Genomic DNA, 17789 nt, shown 5'->3' on the forward strand with positions numbered 1-17789 from the left:
TTACTGGCCCCTTTTTGGCGTTTACTTCGTGATGTCGGTTATGCTGACATTGGTACCAATACCATTGTGCCTATGATAACGGTTACTAAGCCTGCCAGTACAGGTACAGAAGTACGCTTAACCACCTCGAATGGGCTGATTTTCGCCATGCCAGATGTAGCTACGATGACACCTGAAACCGGAGAAATCGTGCGACCTAGGTTTGATGCTTGCAGCATTGGGATGATTAAGAACGCAGGGTTCAGGCCCATTTTTGCTGCTAGTGAAGGAGCAAGCTCTACGAATGCATAGAAAGGTGCGTTACCAGAACCTGTAGCGATTGCCGCAGCAACGGTTAGCGCGGTCAAAATAAGCATAAGAGCAACGCCGCCTGCACCTGCTTGGTCCGCTAGGTGAAGTAGGTTATCAATTGCGCCAATAGACATCAGACCTTGCGCAAATACACCAGCAGCAACTAACAGCATTACTACGCCTTTAAATGCGTCAGCCATACCTTCGTAACACGAGTCCAAATCTTCTAGCGATTTTTTGCCATCAAACTTGTTCACAACGTAATGAATAATCGCGCCAAGGAAAATAGAACCAACAACGATGGTGTAGATATCCAGACTTAAGCCTGGGATGGTACGGCCATTGAATAGAAATACACCGATGATTGGCAAAAATGGAAGGGCTGCGTAAAAAGCGGGTGCATCCGCTTTGATTTCTGATACATCAATTTTCTCCATTGGCGTATTTTCTTTCTTATCCAGATATTTGTTCCAGAAGAAAGCGGCCGCAGCCATAACGATGATGGCACAAATCGATACAGGTAGAACGGTTTGCACGGCAAATACATCAAGAGCCAGTCCTGATTTCTCTGCAGCGATAACCACGTCGCCTGAGGTTGGCGAAAGGATGATTGCGGCTGGTGAAGCACAGACTGCAACCGCCGCTGGGCGCGAGATACCCATCGCTACCATCATTGGGAATAGCGTCGCCATCAAAAGTACACCTAAACCAGTCGCTGAGCTTACCGCTAGAGACATCAAACAGGCAACGATGTACGCCGCAACTAAAAGCACATAAGGAGACTTAATCACTGAAAGTGGTTTCGAGAACTGTTTTACTACGACGTTATTAGCACCGATGTGTGTCATGTAAGACGCAAAACCACAAAGCAGCATAATCTGCATACCCAGGCCACCACCACGGTACTGAAGCATGTATTTAACGTATTCTAACGAGTCCGTTACCAAATTACCGGTTGAAGTGATGCTTGATGGCAGAACTTGGTGGCCTAACACGCCAGTTAAGAGAAGCAAGCTAATACCAGCGGTTAAAAGCACGCCAGCCGCTTTATAACCTTTGACAATAAAATAGCCCACGGCAATGGTTACTATTAAGCCAATTAAGAGCTCTAGCATAAGGGTCTCCAGATGTAATGACAAAAAGGATGAAACTGTTTCAATTTATGTCTGGGAATGTACAGAATTCTTGTCTGTGGCACGAGTTGAATCTGGGACTTGCATGATCTAAAACAAATTATAATTTAATAAGTAACGACGATTTATTATTTTGTTTAATTAAGGATTAATAGGTGTTATATGCTGGATTGTATAGTTAATAAAGAAACAAAACACTTAGGTTGGTTTGCAATTAAAACGGCGTGGTGTCTAGAAAATATTCAAAAAAGGTAGTTGAAAGCGGATTGTGAATTAAGAGGGATATAAGAAGCAAAAGCCCCGATGAATCGGAGCTTATAACAGGTGGTCGGGATAAGGTTATGCGTATCGGCGAACCATGAGATTCCAGCTGTGCTGTTGTCTTTCAAATTCCGCTTTGATCTGCTGATATTTGAGTTTGCAGACCGAATATTCATACTTCTTCACTACATCTGCTGTCTTTTTACTCAACAGTTCTTTTCGAACCTCGTAATACTCCTGCATATGATGAACCAGAGAATCAAATTCTCGCTGAAGTTGGTCGAGGGTAGGTTGTGTATGCGGCCTAGATTCCAGTTTTTCTCTGGTTTTCTTCAACAATTGGGTCGCACGGGCTTTTTCTATCCTAAACGTTGGGGTTGTACGTAATTTCGATGTTAACCCAAACCAGGAACATGATTTGATCAACCATTTGGTTGGATCGTAGTGCCACCAATAAACCCCATTTCGGTAATCGTTTTCGAAAATATGATGAAAATTGTGGTAGCCCTCACCAAAGGTAAAGAAGGCCAAAACACCGTTATCACGTGCCGTATTTTTGTCGGTAAACGTCTGCTTACCCCAAATATGAGCTAATGAATTGATAAAGAAGGTTGTATGGTGACTCATAAACAGACGAACCACGCCCACCACTAATAGCATGCCCCAAACATCACCATAAATGAGCCCTAAAGCAATCGGAAAGCCGATATTGGTCACAAGCGCCAGCAATACATAGTAGTTGTGCTGCCACATTACTATCTTGTCACGTTTAAGGTCACGACAGTTGGTGTAGTCGTTCTCTTTTGATTGGTTGTAATCACGCAACATCCAGCCTATATGCGAATACCAGAAGCCACGTTTAGCTGAATAAGGGTCTTTATCGTTGTTATCGACGTGTTTGTGGTGTACGCGGTGGTCAGAAGACCAGTGTAATGCGCTGTTTTGCAGCGAAAATGCGCCGCCAAGAGCGAATATGCCACGTAAAACCGGATGAGCTTCGTATGTTTTATGGCTCCAAAGACGATGATAGCCCGCAGTAATTGATAAATTGGTAAAACTGAACGCGACGATTCCCCATATCAAGTGTTCCCAACCCAATCCAAAACGGTAGGCGTACCAAGGGGTCACAATGAAGGTAGCAATGAAACTGGTAGAAAATATTAATATATTCAACCAGATAATAGGTGGTTTGTTTTGGGTCACAGCGTTTTCCTGACTTTGAGCTAACAACTGTGCGCTAGAATATCAGCGTACACGTGTAAGTCAAATTGAAGTTATACAATTGTGATGATTCGTGTAGTGTGTAGCTCATAAACTTGCTGGCATATTTTGCTTTTAATTAAATAATGAGTAGTATTAAAAAATGAGCTTTGGCTTAAGCTATGGGAAATCTACCAATAAATAAGGTTTTGATTGGTGGAAAACACCAAAGTTCGTCAGAAGTGTAGAATATATAAGAACATAGGATTACGTAATGGATTTACGACTAGCGGAATATAAGGACTACGAGCGTATTGCACATCTGCATGCAGAGAGCTGGAAACGTCACTATAAAGGTATCCTCAGTCACAGTTATTTAGACAAAGACGTTCTGGATGATAAATTGCTGATTTGGCAGACCCGTCTTACCAACCCTCCTTTCAACCAACATATCGTACTCGCAGAAGAGGGTGGCCTTTTAATTGGCTTTGTTTGCATCTTTGGTAACCATGATTTTGAGCGCGGTACTTTTATTGACGCACTGCATGTCGACGAAGCTTATCGTAGTCGTGGTATCGGAAAACAATTGTTACTTGCCGCCGCCGAATGGCAGCAACAGTATTTCAAAGATAGTGGTTTATATTTAGAAGTTGTTTCGCAAAATACTTCAGCAATTGAATTTTATCGCCACATTGGTGGAAGAGAGTGCCAAGAGCGTATTTGGCGCGCGCCGGGTGGCACTGAAGTGATGGAAAAAGTGTTCTGTTGGTCGAGTGCACAATCGTTGGTGAGTGGCATTGAAGACCATGTGGTCTACTCCTAGTTATCGCGTCAGGTTATGATGTTATATGCATAAAGAGCAGCAGGTCGCTGCTCTTTTTGTTGGGCAAGAGCAAGGTTGTTTAATATTTATACCATTCCATACTGTTTATCGTGGTTGAGTTCTATATAATCACCAGCCTAAAAAGATAATAACAATGATAATCAGTGACAGATATGGAACATCAAAGTAAAACTGGCAAGTTAGGTAATACGGATGCGATACGTAAAGTCTATCAGTACGCAGCTCCCAACCTCACACTTGTTGGCTGGCTAGGTTTTATTGGTTTCCCACTATACTACTTGGTTTGGGAAGTGCTGTTCCCACAAACTTATGAGAATTTTTCACTGCGTTTGTTCTGCTCACTACTATTTTTGGGCATTATTTTCAGAAACCGTTTTCCACCATTTTTGTATCGTTACATTCATATTTATTACCAGGTCACCATCACGCTCTGCTTACCATTTTTCTTCTTCTATATGTTGTTAATGAATGATTGGTCTGAAGTGTGGGTGATGTCGTTTATGTGCGCGATCTTTCTGCACATATTGTTGGTACATCTTACCAAAGTCATGTTTGTCCAGACGTTTGTCGGTGTCGCGTTAGCGTTCTTTTTTGCTTGGGTAGCAAAAGGTTTTCAGATTGACATCACTATGAATTGGGCACATGTGCCTATTTTTTTGTTTATCTATGTTTTTGGCAATTTGTTCTATGTTCGAAACCAAATCGAACACGAATCAAAAGTGTCATTGGCGAAATACTTCGGTGCTGGGATCGCACACGAAATGCGTAACCCACTTAGTGGTCTTTCAACGTCTATTGAGCTAATTCGCTCTATACTGCCCAGTAAAAAAACAGCGGATAAAGATCAATATGTTATGAGTGGTAAAGACGTCGCGTTGTTAAATGATGTCAGTCAAGATGCCATGAACATCATTCACTCAGCGAATGAGACGATTGACTTATTGCTCACTTCTATTGATGAGAATCGCATTTCACGTTCCACTTTCAAAAAGCATTCTGCGAAAAATGTCGTGCAGCAGGCAATTGAGAGTTTTAGTTATGATCGCGTAACTGATAAACGCGTTATTTCTTTAGACGTGGAGGACGAGTTTTACTTTTTGGGGAGCAATACGCTGCTTCAGTATGTTATGTACAACCTTTTTAAAAACTCATTCCACCACCGTAGCCCTGAAGATTTTCATATTCTCGTCGAGTTAAAAAATGAAGGAGCCGTGAATAAAATCATTGTGACCGATAACGGCTCGGGTATCGCGTCTGATGTGATTGGGAATGTTTTTGAGGATTTTTACACCACGGGACAATCAAAAAACTATGGGCTGGGTTTGCCATTCTGTAAAAAGGTGATGTGCTCATATGGCGGAAGCATTGAAGCGAAGTCCGTTCTTGGAGAGTGGACACAATTTACGTTGACGTTCCCATCATTAAACTCTGAGGTTGTCACTAGGATTAAACAAGAGCTGACCACCTTGAAGAAGGTTCTCATGGTCACTGATCAGGATATTCTGGTGTGCAAAGGTATGGAAATGAGCAGCCAAATGGACTTTTCATTGAACTGCCTACAAGTGAATGAAGCACTGAATCAGAAACAGCATGAATTTAACTATGATGCTATTTTTGTTGATTTGCATAGCTTAGGTGGGGATGTAAATCAGCTCAAGCAACTTGAAGCATTGTTTACCTATAGCGAAGCTCGTATCGTCTATTTGTTTGAGCGTCATCCTGCTTCAAGAGTTTGTTTACCAGTAAATGAGGCGATATGGGTAGAGACGCAGGCTTGGTTACTCAATACAGCGAATACTATTGACCAAGTGCTGTTTGATTCACGTGATACGACTAGCTTATCAGATCATGGTGAGGTAGCCGCATTAGCACCTGCTTATGGACGCACGATCATGGTGGTGGATGACAACGAGTCGTTGCGTAAATTCACTGCGATATTGTTGGAAAAACAGGGGTTTGCTGTGATTCAGAAAGAAAATGGTCAACAAGCTGTTGAAGCGTTAGAAACAGATAGCGTCGATGTGATTCTTATGGACATCGAAATGCCAGTGATGGATGGGATTGAAGCTTCAAGAGTGATTCGAAAATCTAACAAGCATTATTCTTCGGTACCTATTATTGCCTACACCGGGGACAGTACTGCCTTTACTTTGGACAAAATCGGCTCTTCAGGCATGTCTGATTTCATTGTGAAACCCGCCAATAAAACCCGTTTACTGGATAAAATTGCAAACTGGGTATAAAAAAGCTCAGCATCATGCTGAGCTTTAAGGCATAAGACACCAACGAGCTATTTAACGTTTGTTACGCAAGTAGCGTTTACGTCGCTCTTCTTTACGTTTGGCTTTCTCTTCTTCTTTGCGCGCGGCTTCAATTTCCACTTCGATAAGCTCTTGCGTAATCATTTCGGGACGCTCTAATGTGATCTGTCCCAGTGTTCCCTGACGTAGCTCATGAAGCAGAATTTCTGATACCTTATGCAGGTCAACACGGCCACCAGCTCGCAATGCGCCTCGGCGACGACCAATCTCTTCCATAATTTCGATGTCAGATTCTGGAAGCTCATCGATTTGATAGCGTTGTTTCAATTTTTCTGGGTATTGAGCAGCTAAGTATTCGATGGTGTAAAATGCCACTTCGTCATATTCCATTGCGGTATCTTTCACAGCGCCTGTTGCTGCGAGACGAAAACCACTATGCGGGTTTTCTACTTTTGGCCATAAAATTCCTGGCGTGTCAGATAGAACAATGCCGTTTTGCAGATTGATACGTTGTTGACGACGCGTTACCGCTGGTTGGTTTCCCGTTACGGCGATCATACGACCTGCAAGCGTATTGATGATGGTTGATTTACCCACATTTGGGATACCCATGATCATAGTGCGAATGTTTTTGCCGATCTCTTCGCGGTGAGGTGCTAGCTTACGGCACAGTTCCATAATTTTATGCACTTCTTGAGGCTCAGAAGTCGTGACAGCCATGGCTTTCACATTCTGTTCCTGCTCAAGATGATCAATCCAGAGCTGAGTCAGTTCTGGGTCTGCCAAATCGCGCTTGTTCAATACCTTAACGACTGGTTTTTCACCACGAATCTGAGAAATTAAAGGGTTTTCGCTACTAAAAGGAATACGGGCATCCAGTACTTCAATGATCACATCCACCTGTGGGATGGCTTCTTCGATCTCTTTACGTGCTTTGTGCATGTGGCCAGGAAACCACTGGATTGAGTTGTTAACCATTTGAGTTATTACCTTAAATTCTTCTGCTCATAAGGGGTACGGATACTAACCTAGATTGGCGAATCGGTTTGATGAGGCCAGCATACTGGTTAGTTATAAGTAGTGTTCCATGCACCGCAGAGTTGAGCTTCATTCTGCTATTAGTCGTGTAGTTTATCACGTAATACCAATGAGCACCCAAGATGATGGAGAAAAACCGCTTAACCAGTATCAAGTGTCGAATATTTGAGCTCATGCTTGTGCTATTTTTCTTGCTCAAAATGTAGGATGCAATGTCATTGAAATTATTTGCTGAGATGTCGACCGCAAATAACGTGTAGTCAAAGGTGGAAGATGCTGTAGGAATGCCCTTACGAATTTAAAAATAAACTATTAATATCAATGCGTTATGTTTATTTTTCTGAGGGTCTGATATTTGACTTTTTAGCCCTTCAGATTAGTCTGACCTTCCAATCAGAGGAAGTCTTTATGTTCAGCATTCTAAGAAAAAGTTTCTTGTTATCCGTTACGCTTTTTAGTGTCGCGTTTTCTTTTAATGCATCTGCGCTATCTACTCGCGCAGAACAATCTACTCGTGAAGAACAAAAAGAAACCATCGTTGTTGGTGTGATTACTCAGCGCGATTCTACAGATTCAATGCTAGAGAGTATCGGTCCCTTTTATGACATTAATCTTGATTACCTAAACAACATTTCCAAAGTACTCAATCTCACACTCGAAGTCCGTGCTTATAAACATATTCCTCCGTTGTTGGCTGACGTAGAGAGTGGTGTCATCGATGGCGCAGTTGGGTTTAGCAAAACAAGTGAAAGGGAAGGTAGCTTCCTGTTTTCGCAGCCATTCTTTTCAAGCACCATTGCAGTTTGGTATCAAGATGCCAGCCTGAAACAGCGCGACCACCACGACATTCACTGGGTCTGTGTTGAAGGTAGCTCTTATTGTGACAACCTGAAAACTCAGGGTTTCGACAACATTAGTTATGCAAGAACTCGTCTAGAAGCATTTGAACAGGTTCGTTCTGGCCAAGCTAACGCACTCATTTCAACTTATGTGGCGATAAGCGAGTACCTCGACCAGCACAATATCGTCAAAGGACTGGTAGATATACCTGAGTGGCTGCATCATGAAGAGGTAAGTTTCATTACTTCACAAGATAATCAAAACCTGATTAATCAGATCAATAAGATTCTGAATTGGGAAAAGAGCGGAAAAAATATTCGCTCAGTTGCGTCGCAAAACCCTTACCATATTAACGATAAGTTATTAGTGGAATTCCGCAAGCATTTGGGCAGTGATCACACGATTACGTACAGTAGCAGTGAAGAGGCCTATCCGTTTTTATTTAAGAGCGCAAAGTCTGATCATTTGGATGGTGTTCTTCCGGATTTCATTGAGTTAATTCAATCGAGAACTGGATTGTCATTTCAGTTTGTTAAGCCCAATACGAGCTTAAGCAGTGGCTTGACCGCTTTTAACTCTGACCTCGTACCAGTTGCTTACGTCGATGAAGCGCCAGTTTCCGACTGGTTAGTGACTAAACCTTTTATGCGCAATAACTTTGTGTCTGTGAGAACAGAAAAGCACAATGTAGATGCGACGGAAAATTCGAAGCTGGGCATTTTGATCAGTTTAAAAAAGCAAGGATTAGTACATTTAGACTCGTGGCAACATGATCGCTTCTCTCGCTACGATGATCCTAAACAGTTATTGATGGATCTGAAATCAGGTAAATTGGATATCGCTTACGTCCCCGATGATATTGTCCACAGCTTGATTGCACAGGATCAGGTTGATGGCTTAGTGATTAACGAGCACGACGCACTGATATTCTCAATCGCATTCGCCGTGTCTAATCAGAATACGCAGCTAAAAAACATGCTTGATAGTGTCATCGAGACGATTGATTCAAACGAGATAGAAAAACTGCTTCGTTCGCACCGAAACTTCAATTTGGTTTATGGCTATGACGATGAACATATGACAAGAGTCGTTGTGTCTGGCGTGATTGCGTTTCTTGTGTTGCTCGTGGTGGCGTACTTTGTTTTGGCTCACTTGAGGTTAAAGGTAAAACTGGCCGAACTGAATGCCAATAACGAAGAAAAAGAAAAGCAGTGGTTAATGGAGATTATTCAGGAAATTAATAGCCTGGTGTTTATCCATGACGAGAACAATCATTTGGAGATGAGTAACTGTGTGCGCCATAAACAGGGTCAGTGCCAAGGTTGTAGTCTACAAAGTGGTTCGACTGGTATACACCTTGTCGATAACGAAGCTGAGTTAGTCAACGTTATTGAAGGCGAGCGCATTACGGAAGAAGTGGCGTCGTCAGGCTGCAAATTGGGTATTAACCACGTTTACCGCGAGCGCAAGTCTATTTCATCGCCGAGTGGGAAGAAAAAGTTCGTACTCACCGTTATTCAAGACATTACCCATCAGAAAGAACGTGAACAAGCACTCATAGATGCACAAGAAAAGGCACAAACGGCGGTACGTGCACGTGAGAACTTTTTGGCAACCATGAGCCACGAATTGAGGACACCACTGTCTGCGGCGCACGGTATTCTCGATCTACTTCAACGCCAGATAGAGGATTCCTCTAATCGAGAGCTCATCTCTCAGGCAATGCTGTCTCTCAACCATTTAAATACCCTGGTTGACGAAGTTCTGGATTATTCCAAGCTTGAGGCAGGGCAGTTAACCGTTGTACCAATAAAAACAGATTTGCTTTCAACACTTTGTGATGTTTTACGTAGTTTTGAACCTAAAGCACTGGATAAAGGTCTGGATTATAAGGTTATCGTGAAGCCATTTCGCCATCGTCTGGTGGACATTGACTCATTAAGACTGATCCAGATCATGACCAACTTACTGTCTAACGCGGTCAAATTTACCTCTGAAGGTGAAATTGCGATTAGCGTCATTGTTCATGAGTCTCAACTTATTTTAAAAGTGGCAGACACCGGTATTGGGATGACAGAAAGCCAACTACAAGGCGTTTTAGATCCCTTTGTTCAGGCCGATGATACCATTACTCGTAAATACGGTGGAACAGGTCTAGGACTCAGTATTGTCGACCGGCTGGTCCAATGTATGGGCGGTGAACTTGCGATTGATTCGCAATATGGTCTGGGTACGACGATGGTGGTGAAGCTTCCGGTCTCCTTGTGCGAACTGAACTACGAATACTTTCCAGAACTGACATACAGTGACGCATTACCATTGAGTGTTCGTCAGTGGTGTGAAACCTGGAATATGAAAGAATCCAATGAAGCTGACACAGTAAACTTGCTACCAGAACGAGATCAGGAGGGCCGCTGTAAAGGTGTTCTGTTTAGTCAACATGATATCGCGCCAATTTGTCTTTCGTTACGTGAGATTCAGTACCCTGACACCTTATTAAGTATGTTTGACCAAAGCCATCAAAATGTGATTTCAACGGACTTAGTTCAAGAGTCGATCGCTTGGGCTGAGGGAACGGTTTTGATCGCGGAGGATAACCCGATCAACCAAAGTATCATTCTAATGCAGATGCGTGAGCTTGGTATCGACCCCGTGATTGTCAATAACGGCCGTGAAGCATGGGAGTATCTGCAGCGGAGTCAACAGGTCGCTGCACTTTTGACCGACTTCCATATGCCAGAAATGGATGGCTTTGAATTAGTTAAGCATGTGAGATCTTCAGAGGAATTTAAAGCGCTTCCAGTCATAGGCGTTACCGCTGAGGACTCGCGCCTTGCGAGTGAAAAAGCAAAACAAATAGGCATGAATAATGTGCTTTATAAGCCATACAACCTGGATAAATTGAAATCCATATTGATTCCTTTTCTCGCACAGAAAGAAAAAAGTTCATCATTGAACTGGATTGATAAGTTTACATCACAAGATGCCGCAGAAATCGCACAAGTCTTCAGTCAGTCGATGGCCGCTGATGTTGCTAAGTTGAAAAGTGCTGCAACTGACGCAGATAAAAAACGTGTAATTCATGGAATAAAAGGGGCGGTAGGCGCCATAGGCATTTCTATGTTGACCGAACTTTGTATTGAGGCGGAGAAGGTCAGAGCTGGAGAATTGGATAAGTTTGCAGCGGAAATAATTATACATATCGAACAGGAGATCGAGAATGTAGAGAACTGGACAGGAATACATGAACAGAACATTTAATGCAATGGTGATCGACGATCATCCTCTTCAAACCACTTTATTGACTCACGCTCTACGCAAGCATGGTGCTTATGTCGCCCCGTTCAACTGCGTAGATGAGGCCATAATGTGTGCAGAAACCACGTATTTTGACGTGATATTTTGCGATATTATGATGCCGGGGAGAGATGGCGTCGACATGATGGAATTGCTCGATCAGATCAACTTTCAAGGCAAAGTGGTGATAGTTAGCGCTATGGATCTCACCATCATCTCTGCGGTCAAAGCCATGTGCAGTGATTTTAGCTTCGAGGTGATCGGCAAATTACACAAGCCTTATGACCAGCTTGAAGTCGCTGACATCGTTGCAAGAATGCTGAAAAATACTCAAAAGAAAGCGACATTTACTCCGCCGATCGAAGTGGAAGATAGTGAGTTTATCTCGGCGTTAGGTGACGGGCGAGTAAAAAACTACTATCAGCCATTGGTTGGTACGAAAAGTGGTGAGGTACTTGGTTATGAGGCACTGGCTCGTTGGTATCATCCGATATACGGTGTTTTATCTCCGTATCACTTCTTGCCGATTGTAGAGCGATGTGGTCTGTCGAAAGCGCTGTTTGACGCGGTATTTAGTAATCTCATCTACGACATCAAAAACCGAGGTTTCACACAAAAAGTATCGATCAATGTTGATCACGCAAACTTAGAAGATACGCTGTTTGCCAGCCGCTTTCTTGATCAGTGCCAAGAGCACCACATAGAGCCAGCACAGATCACGATTGAAATCACTGAGCGTGATACGTTCCAGGCCAGCGCTTCAATCTATAAAAATTTACTCAAGTTGCGAATGAATGGCGTCACGGTATCTATCGATGACTTCGGAACGGGTTCTTCGACGTTTGAAAAGCTCGCGCAACTGCCTTTCAACGAACTAAAAATAGATCGTTCTTTTGTGCATGGTATCGAAAGTGACCCCAAAAAAAGAAATATCGTTGTTGCCATTCGTTCACTAGCGAAAAGTTTAAATATTCCTGTTGTTGCAGAAGGGGTTGAAGACGAGGCAACGATGAAAGTGATGCGTGAATATGGCATCGACCTTTGCCAAGGTTTTTACATCAATAAACCAATGCCCTTAGAAGCAATAACCATACTGAGCTAAAGATATGAATAAATTAAACTGCTTAATCTTTGATGATCATCCACTCGTTTGTGTTGCCATTAAGTATCTGCTTGAAGAGTTAGGTGTTGCAGATGAAGTGATTACCGCCACTTCTTCAAGAGCTGCACTGACGGCGATAAAAGAGTGCGATATTGAATTATTGATATTAGATGTGAACTTATCCGACTGTGACGGCTTCGACTTCTATAAACGCATCAAGTCACACGGTTATGCTGGGAAAGTGATTTTTTTCTCTGCGGAAACAAGTCAAATGTACAGCCAAATGGCCTTTCGTTCGGGCGCAGATGGCTATGTATGTAAATCAGAAAATCACGAAATACTCAAAGATGCCATAGAAGCGGTATCGAAAGGGTACTCATTCTTTAAGTTTAAACAGGTCGCAAGTGAAGTAAGGGCAGCACCACAGCTTTCAACCAGAGAGAGCTCCGTAATGAAATATCTCTTACAAGGCAAATCGAACCGCGATATCGCAGAAGTATTATCCATCAGCGATAAAACCGTCAGTACTTATAAACGTCGCGTGTTAGACAAATTTAATGTGGACAATATTGTTGAATTAACAAGGATTGCGGGAGATTTAAAGGACGTGATATGAACGTGAACCTAAGAAATGTCTCTTTGTCACTCTTCATTGCTACTTTACTGTTTGTTACGTCGGTCGTCACTATTGGCGCGGTAGTCTTTTCATATGAGAGTAAGCAGTTCAACTCTTACGTAGAGCAGTTATCTAAGCTAAAACAACAAGTGATTCTGTTAGGCTTACTGACAGAATCGCAGCTTGAGCAGCACCACAATAGTAGTGTTAAAGAGATAGAATCACGCACCAACTTGAGTTTTCAAGATGCCATATATTCGTTAGATTCAAGTAAAGAACTCAATTACGTTGAAGCAGTCGCACGTAAAGTATTTCATCAGACGGAAGAATACTTGTCGAATGTTTATAAAGATACTGACTCAGTACTGTATTTTCGTTCTTATACCGGGAATAAACTTATCGTTGAGCGTCCGGTTGAAGGGTTGGAAAATAATAAAAGCGCTTTCGATTTAGAAGTGTGCAAAGAGAATATTTCTTGCGTTAAAGATGCATGGAAAGGTCAATTAACGGATCGAGTGCTGTTCTCTAAGCCGTTTAAGAGCCGTTCTACAGGTGAATACGCGTTGAGCGTCATGAGCCCGGTTTACCATCAGGGTAACTTGGTTGGGGAATTCTCTAATCAGATGCATTTAACGGCGCTTTACGAAGAAGGAAAAGCAGTAAGGTCGATCATCAATAATGGCAATAAGAAGGTGATCATCTACTTTCCTGACTACCCATGGGCGCATTTTGCTTATACCCAATCTTATATGGCAGATAACAATAACCTTATCGTTTACCAGTATCCGTTCAGTAAGTTGATCTTGGATTATAGCTATCTGTATTTCATCTTTTTTATTGTTGCTTTTGCTTACTTCTCTAAGGTTCATGAGTCTAACCAGAACAAAATGCAACTTGCTAATGCATTGACTGATGTGACAAAAGATGAGTTAACGGGGCTCTATAATCGCAGATTGTTTAAAGATAACTCGTTTAAAAACCGTTTAGCAGAAGCACCGTATTCCGTGATGGCGATAGACGGTAACCGCATTAAGAAAATTAACGATCGTTATGGGCATCATGTTGGTGATGATGCGATCGCTATCATTGCTGAGTCGATGAAGAAAGTATTCAGAAATAGCGACTATCTTATACGAACCGGAGGAGACGAGTTTTTGGCTATCTTGCCTAGTTGCAGCCAAAGCCAGGCGTCCGTGCTTGCAAAAAAACTACAGGGTGTCGTCAAGGACAATCGTCTAAAAACACTTGATATCGAAATTAGCGTCTGTACTGGATTAGCCACAAGCGAAGAGCATGAAGTGCTGGAAGATGTGATTATACGCGCCGATGAAGAGCTGTATGAGATGAAAAAACGACGAGATTAGCTCCACGGAGCTGGTTTGATGCTACGAATATAAGAAACTACAAACAGTGTGATGACATAACTATTTGATAAATTTGACCAAACGAGAACTTTAGTCTTTTATATTAAGGCAGCCACTTGTTGAAAAGGTGGCTGCCTTACTTTTTGTACTCAAGAATATCCGGCGTAAGTGGTGTCTCGTTTTGAATAAAGATCTCGATCTCAACCTGTTGAAAATACTGGTTTTGCTAGAAAAGCATCGTCAACTTAAACCTGTGGCCAAAGCACTAGGGAAAAGCGAAGCATCGGTCAGTAAATACCTTTCCCGTTTACGGGAGCAGCTTGATGACGAGTTATTTATTCGCCATCCTCACCGTTTTGAACCGACAGACTACTTAGTGCGCCAATTACCTCAAATTGCTGAAGCGCTTGACCAATTAGAAACATGCTTGCTTCGCTCTGAGTTTGATCCAGAAAACTACGAGAAAGATATCACCATCTCTTTGCCTCAAGTCGCACAATACTCGTTCGGTCACTTGCTCGCGATGGAATTGATGGCGCTGTTCCCAAAAGCCCATATCACAATCACAACCAATAATGATCATACAGTTGAAGACATCTTGCTTGGTAAAGTGGATGTTCAACTGCACTATTTTAATGATGAGCTGCCAAAATCTATTTACCAGCACTTTGTTGGTTATGCGCCAGCGGTTGTTGTTGTGTCAGAGGAATCGGGTATTACCACTTTAGAAGAGGCCGCCGAATTACCTTTCGTCATGCTTGGGATAGTTGGCTGGAAAGAGCGCGAACAAATAGCTAAGCGAGTGATGGAAGAGAAAGGTTTAACGATTGATAGAGTTGCTACGTTTGATAACGTCAGTGCTGTTCTTAAACTCGTCAAAGAGATGGGCGCAGCAACAGTATTGCACGAGTTTCAATCACCGATAGATGGTTATCGTTTTATACGTGTTCCTGAATCTTACTACGTGGATGGTTGGCCAAAAGTCGTCTTGCAGATGAAGCAAAGCCATCGGCACGACGCAATGCACCAGCTTTTAACTGGTGCCATTGCAAAACATATGGCGATTTAACCGAACACCCGAGAACTCTCTGACTGCGGAAGCGTATGCAGTAGTTCTATCAGAGACGTTGCATGATACTTTTTCAAAATTCTGGTTTTATAAGTACTGATGGTTTTGGCACTTAGTGACAGCTGTTCAGAAATTCGCTTATTTGAGTAACCCTGAGCTAAGTAGTGGAACACCATTGCTTCTCTTTTTGACAAAGCGACACTGTTTGAAGACTGTGTGTGTTTCAGTTTAAACATGGAGTAACCACGAGAGACACTGACAATAGCGTCCATAATAGTTTGCTTACTCTCGTTCTTGTTCAAAAAGCCGTTCGCGCCAAGCTCGTAAGCCGCTTTAGATAAGCTTGAATAGTCTTTGGAAGAGATAAACAGGATCTTACCCTGGTATCCGGTTGCTAAAATATTTTTTGCTAAACGCATACCATCTCTATCGCCAACGACCACGTCTAAGATAATTAAATCAATCCGTTGATTTCGAACTAAGTCCATGACTTCTGCGCTGCTTGTAGACTGTTTTACGTCGGCAGTATTCATTACATTGTTTACAAGAGTCGCAAGTGCATCACTGTAAAGTGGTTGTGCATCAATAATAAGAACGTTTTTCACAGTGGACCTCATTTAATTATTAAAGTTAATGGTTTGTCCGCATACAACCTTATCGGATTGAGTATGATTGTAGGAAAATTCCTGAATAACTGAAGGAAAATGACATTTTCGAAAAACGAAATTCACAAAATGATTCGATTTATCAACGCTAAGATAGGATTCTTAATTGGAGGCTCTGGCGAAAAAACACTACTTAAAAATGAATTGTGTAATATTTTTACAAAATTGAGTGTCTGAAGCTGGGAATTAATATGCGAGTTAACTCTCAGATTTAGTGAAGATGAATTACGAGTGAGATTGCATAATAAACCTCAGAGTAATTGTCTTTAAGTTGCAGAGCATGCATTGTGCCTCGGGAGTAAAAATGACTAAACAGCGAGTTTGGGTTGAACGTCGGGCTATTGTTAGTAAAAACAGCCCGAAACCATTAGCAATTTCCAATGTAAAAAGTATTTACGTTAAAGAGTACGACAGTAAGAGCAAGGTAAAACGCGCAGCGCTAATAGGGTTTGTATTTAGTTTTGTCGCTGCTTTAGCACATCCAATCCTGTCGGTAGTTGTATTTACGATTGTGTTTGGATCAAGCTACCTCCTGACTAAGAAATATGAGATTCGTGTTGCCGTCTACAATAATGATGAGGTCGGAGTCGTTGAGTCAGGACTGTGCTTGAGTAATGATCGCGTTGAGTTTGATAAAGTCGTTACTCAGGTTCTCGAGTTAAAAGCAGAACAGCATGAATCTGAGTGTTTATAAGTACGTCAGTGGCTATTACCTAATGTGCTTTTGTCCATTCCAGCCTAACTGTTTAATCTAATGTTATCTTTTGCAGACCGATACATCGCTGCGTAGCTCATATCACTTAGCTCTTCTCTGCTGTATGTATTTGTAACCACCTAATGACATTCATTAAGCTTATTAAAAATTCGGTATTCACCTTGATAGGCAAAGGGACGAAGTGACGCTAGCTTTACGATGGCTAAGCAAATTTTCGCTGAGTAAGGTTTCTCAATGTAAATTGGGATAAATACGTTGTATTTTCATTTACTTTCATGAATGCTACACGAGGTTAAGCGAATCACGTTCGTAAGAGACTTGGTGACGCTTTCGATGTCTCATTAAAAATAAGAATGGTCTCGATGGAATTCGATTCGATAAACTTGGTTGCGTTAGGTTTGATCTTTCTTGGCTCCTACGTTCAAACGGCGATTGGTTTTGGCTTAGCAATTGTTGCTGCTCCTTTACTTATTATCTGGTCTCCAGAATATGTCCCTGCGCCTATCTGTTTAGTCGCTTTATTTATTTCATTGATGAACGCAATGAAGCACCGAAGCAGCGTTGAGATTGGTGGCTTGAAAATGGCGCTGATAGGGCGTATTCCGGGTTCTATTGCCGGTGGCGTCATGTTGTTCTTTGTATCAACAGAAGCACTTACGCTGTGGATTGGTATTCTAGTACTGTTCGCCGTGATTGTGAGTGTTTTGCCGTTTAGAATTGAACCAACGCCAACTCGTATGACATTTGCGGGTTTCTTTTCTGGCTTGTTTGGTACCAGCTCAGCTATCGGGGGCCCACCAATGGCGCTCTTGCTGCAACATCAAGAAGCTAATCAGTTACGCGGTAACCTATCGGCTTTTTTCGTCGTAAGCTCTATCATTTCATTGATCGTTCAGATACCCGCTGGCTTTTTCACATGGAATCATTTGCTTATCACTATTCCTCTGCTGCCTGCAGCGGCGCTTGGCTATTGGCTAGCGATTAAAACGACTCAGTCTTTACCAAAAGAAAAAATCCGAATTGGTGCACTGACACTCTGTTTTGTTAGCGGCTTTACGGCCATTGTGCAGGGTGTGACTTTGTAGGTTGTCTG

At 42.3% G+C, this 17789-nt stretch carries 13 protein-coding genes; 9 read left to right on the forward strand and 4 right to left on the reverse strand.

Annotation, left to right across the window (positions count from 1 at the left end; all coding sequences use genetic code 11):
* Positions 1-38: 38 nt before the first annotated feature.
* Positions 39-1406 carry an anaerobic C4-dicarboxylate transporter DcuC gene (gene dcuC / locus OO774_RS21540; protein WP_264906616.1) on the reverse strand — a complete coding sequence of 456 codons (1368 nt, stop codon included), beginning with the start codon at positions 1404-1406 and terminating at the stop codon, positions 39-41.
* 357 nt (positions 1407-1763) lie between these two features.
* Complete coding sequence (locus OO774_RS21545) at positions 1764-2888, reverse strand: fatty acid desaturase (protein ID WP_264906617.1); 1125 nt, start codon at positions 2886-2888, stop codon at positions 1764-1766.
* A gap of 271 nt (positions 2889-3159) precedes the next feature.
* Here OO774_RS21545 and OO774_RS21550 point away from each other — a divergent pair, with 271 nt between their 5' ends.
* Positions 3160-3708: a GNAT family N-acetyltransferase gene (locus tag OO774_RS21550; RefSeq protein ID WP_264906619.1), complete on the forward strand. Its 549-nt coding sequence runs from the start codon at positions 3160-3162 to the stop codon at positions 3706-3708.
* Positions 3709-3881: 173 nt separating this feature from the next.
* Positions 3882-5972, forward strand: coding sequence for a response regulator (locus tag OO774_RS21555; RefSeq protein WP_264906621.1), 2091 nt, complete (start codon positions 3882-3884; stop codon positions 5970-5972).
* Positions 5973-6023: 51 nt separating this feature from the next.
* On the opposite strand, the gene ylqF is transcribed toward OO774_RS21555, so the two are convergent.
* Entirely contained in the window at positions 6024-6968 is a 945-nt protein-coding gene (gene ylqF / locus OO774_RS21560) for a ribosome biogenesis GTPase YlqF (RefSeq protein WP_264906623.1), read from the reverse strand.
* Positions 6969-7436: 468 nt separating this feature from the next.
* On the opposite strand from ylqF, the gene OO774_RS21565 reads away from it, so the two are divergent.
* From OO774_RS21565 to OO774_RS21585, 5 genes are all read left to right on the forward strand, one after another.
* Positions 7437-11129 carry a transporter substrate-binding domain-containing protein gene (locus tag OO774_RS21565; protein ID WP_264906625.1) on the forward strand — a complete coding sequence of 1231 codons (3693 nt, stop codon included), beginning with the start codon at positions 7437-7439 and terminating at the stop codon, positions 11127-11129.
* Entirely contained in the window at positions 11113-12267 is a 1155-nt protein-coding gene (locus OO774_RS21570; protein WP_264906626.1) for an EAL domain-containing response regulator, read from the forward strand. Before OO774_RS21565 ends, OO774_RS21570 begins: the two co-directional genes overlap by 17 nt.
* A 4-nt stretch (positions 12268-12271) precedes the next feature.
* Positions 12272-12883 (forward strand): response regulator transcription factor, encoded by a 612-nt coding sequence (locus tag OO774_RS21575; protein WP_264906628.1) that lies wholly within the window; start codon positions 12272-12274, stop codon positions 12881-12883.
* A 2-nt stretch (positions 12884-12885) separates the two neighbouring features.
* The gene (locus OO774_RS21580; RefSeq protein WP_264908683.1) at positions 12886-14247 is read left to right on the forward strand and encodes a GGDEF domain-containing protein; all 1362 of its coding nucleotides are present in this window, start codon (positions 12886-12888) and stop codon (positions 14245-14247) included.
* A gap of 181 nt (positions 14248-14428) precedes the next feature.
* On the forward strand, positions 14429-15316 hold the full coding sequence (locus OO774_RS21585) for a LysR family transcriptional regulator (RefSeq protein ID WP_264906629.1): 888 nt from the start codon (positions 14429-14431) through the stop codon (positions 15314-15316).
* Here the strand turns inward: OO774_RS21585 and OO774_RS21590 are convergent.
* Positions 15313-15921, reverse strand: a complete 609-nt coding sequence (locus OO774_RS21590; RefSeq protein WP_264906631.1) for a response regulator transcription factor — start codon at positions 15919-15921, stop codon at positions 15313-15315. The genes OO774_RS21585 and OO774_RS21590 overlap by 4 nt on opposite strands.
* A 364-nt stretch (positions 15922-16285) precedes the next feature.
* Between OO774_RS21590 and OO774_RS21595 the strand changes: the two genes are divergently transcribed.
* Positions 16286-16675, forward strand: coding sequence for a hypothetical protein (locus OO774_RS21595; RefSeq protein ID WP_264906633.1), 390 nt, complete (start codon positions 16286-16288; stop codon positions 16673-16675).
* A 383-nt stretch (positions 16676-17058) separates the two neighbouring features.
* Entirely contained in the window at positions 17059-17781 is a 723-nt protein-coding gene (locus OO774_RS21600) for a sulfite exporter TauE/SafE family protein (protein ID WP_264906634.1), read from the forward strand.
* Positions 17782-17789: the final 8 nt, after the last annotated feature.

This window comes from Vibrio sp. STUT-A11 (assembly GCF_026000435.1).
Taxonomy (GTDB): Bacteria; Pseudomonadota; Gammaproteobacteria; order Enterobacterales; family Vibrionaceae; genus Vibrio.

Coding starts and splice junctions, on each gene's coding strand:
- ylqF (WP_264906623.1), bottom strand. CDS start 6,968: ATGGTTAACAACTCAATCCAGTGGTTTCCTGGCCACATGCACAAAGCA.
- OO774_RS21595 (WP_264906633.1), top strand. CDS start 16,286: ATGACTAAACAGCGAGTTTGGGTTGAACGTCGGGCTATTGTTAGTAAA.
- dcuC (WP_264906616.1), bottom strand. CDS start 1,406: ATGCTAGAGCTCTTAATTGGCTTAATAGTAACCATTGCCGTGGGCTAT.
- OO774_RS21555 (WP_264906621.1), top strand. CDS start 3,882: ATGGAACATCAAAGTAAAACTGGCAAGTTAGGTAATACGGATGCGATA.
- OO774_RS21575 (WP_264906628.1), top strand. CDS start 12,272: ATGAATAAATTAAACTGCTTAATCTTTGATGATCATCCACTCGTTTGT.
- OO774_RS21600 (WP_264906634.1), top strand. CDS start 17,059: ATGGAATTCGATTCGATAAACTTGGTTGCGTTAGGTTTGATCTTTCTT.
- OO774_RS21550 (WP_264906619.1), top strand. CDS start 3,160: ATGGATTTACGACTAGCGGAATATAAGGACTACGAGCGTATTGCACAT.
- OO774_RS21570 (WP_264906626.1), top strand. CDS start 11,113: ATGAACAGAACATTTAATGCAATGGTGATCGACGATCATCCTCTTCAA.
- OO774_RS21565 (WP_264906625.1), top strand. CDS start 7,437: ATGTTCAGCATTCTAAGAAAAAGTTTCTTGTTATCCGTTACGCTTTTT.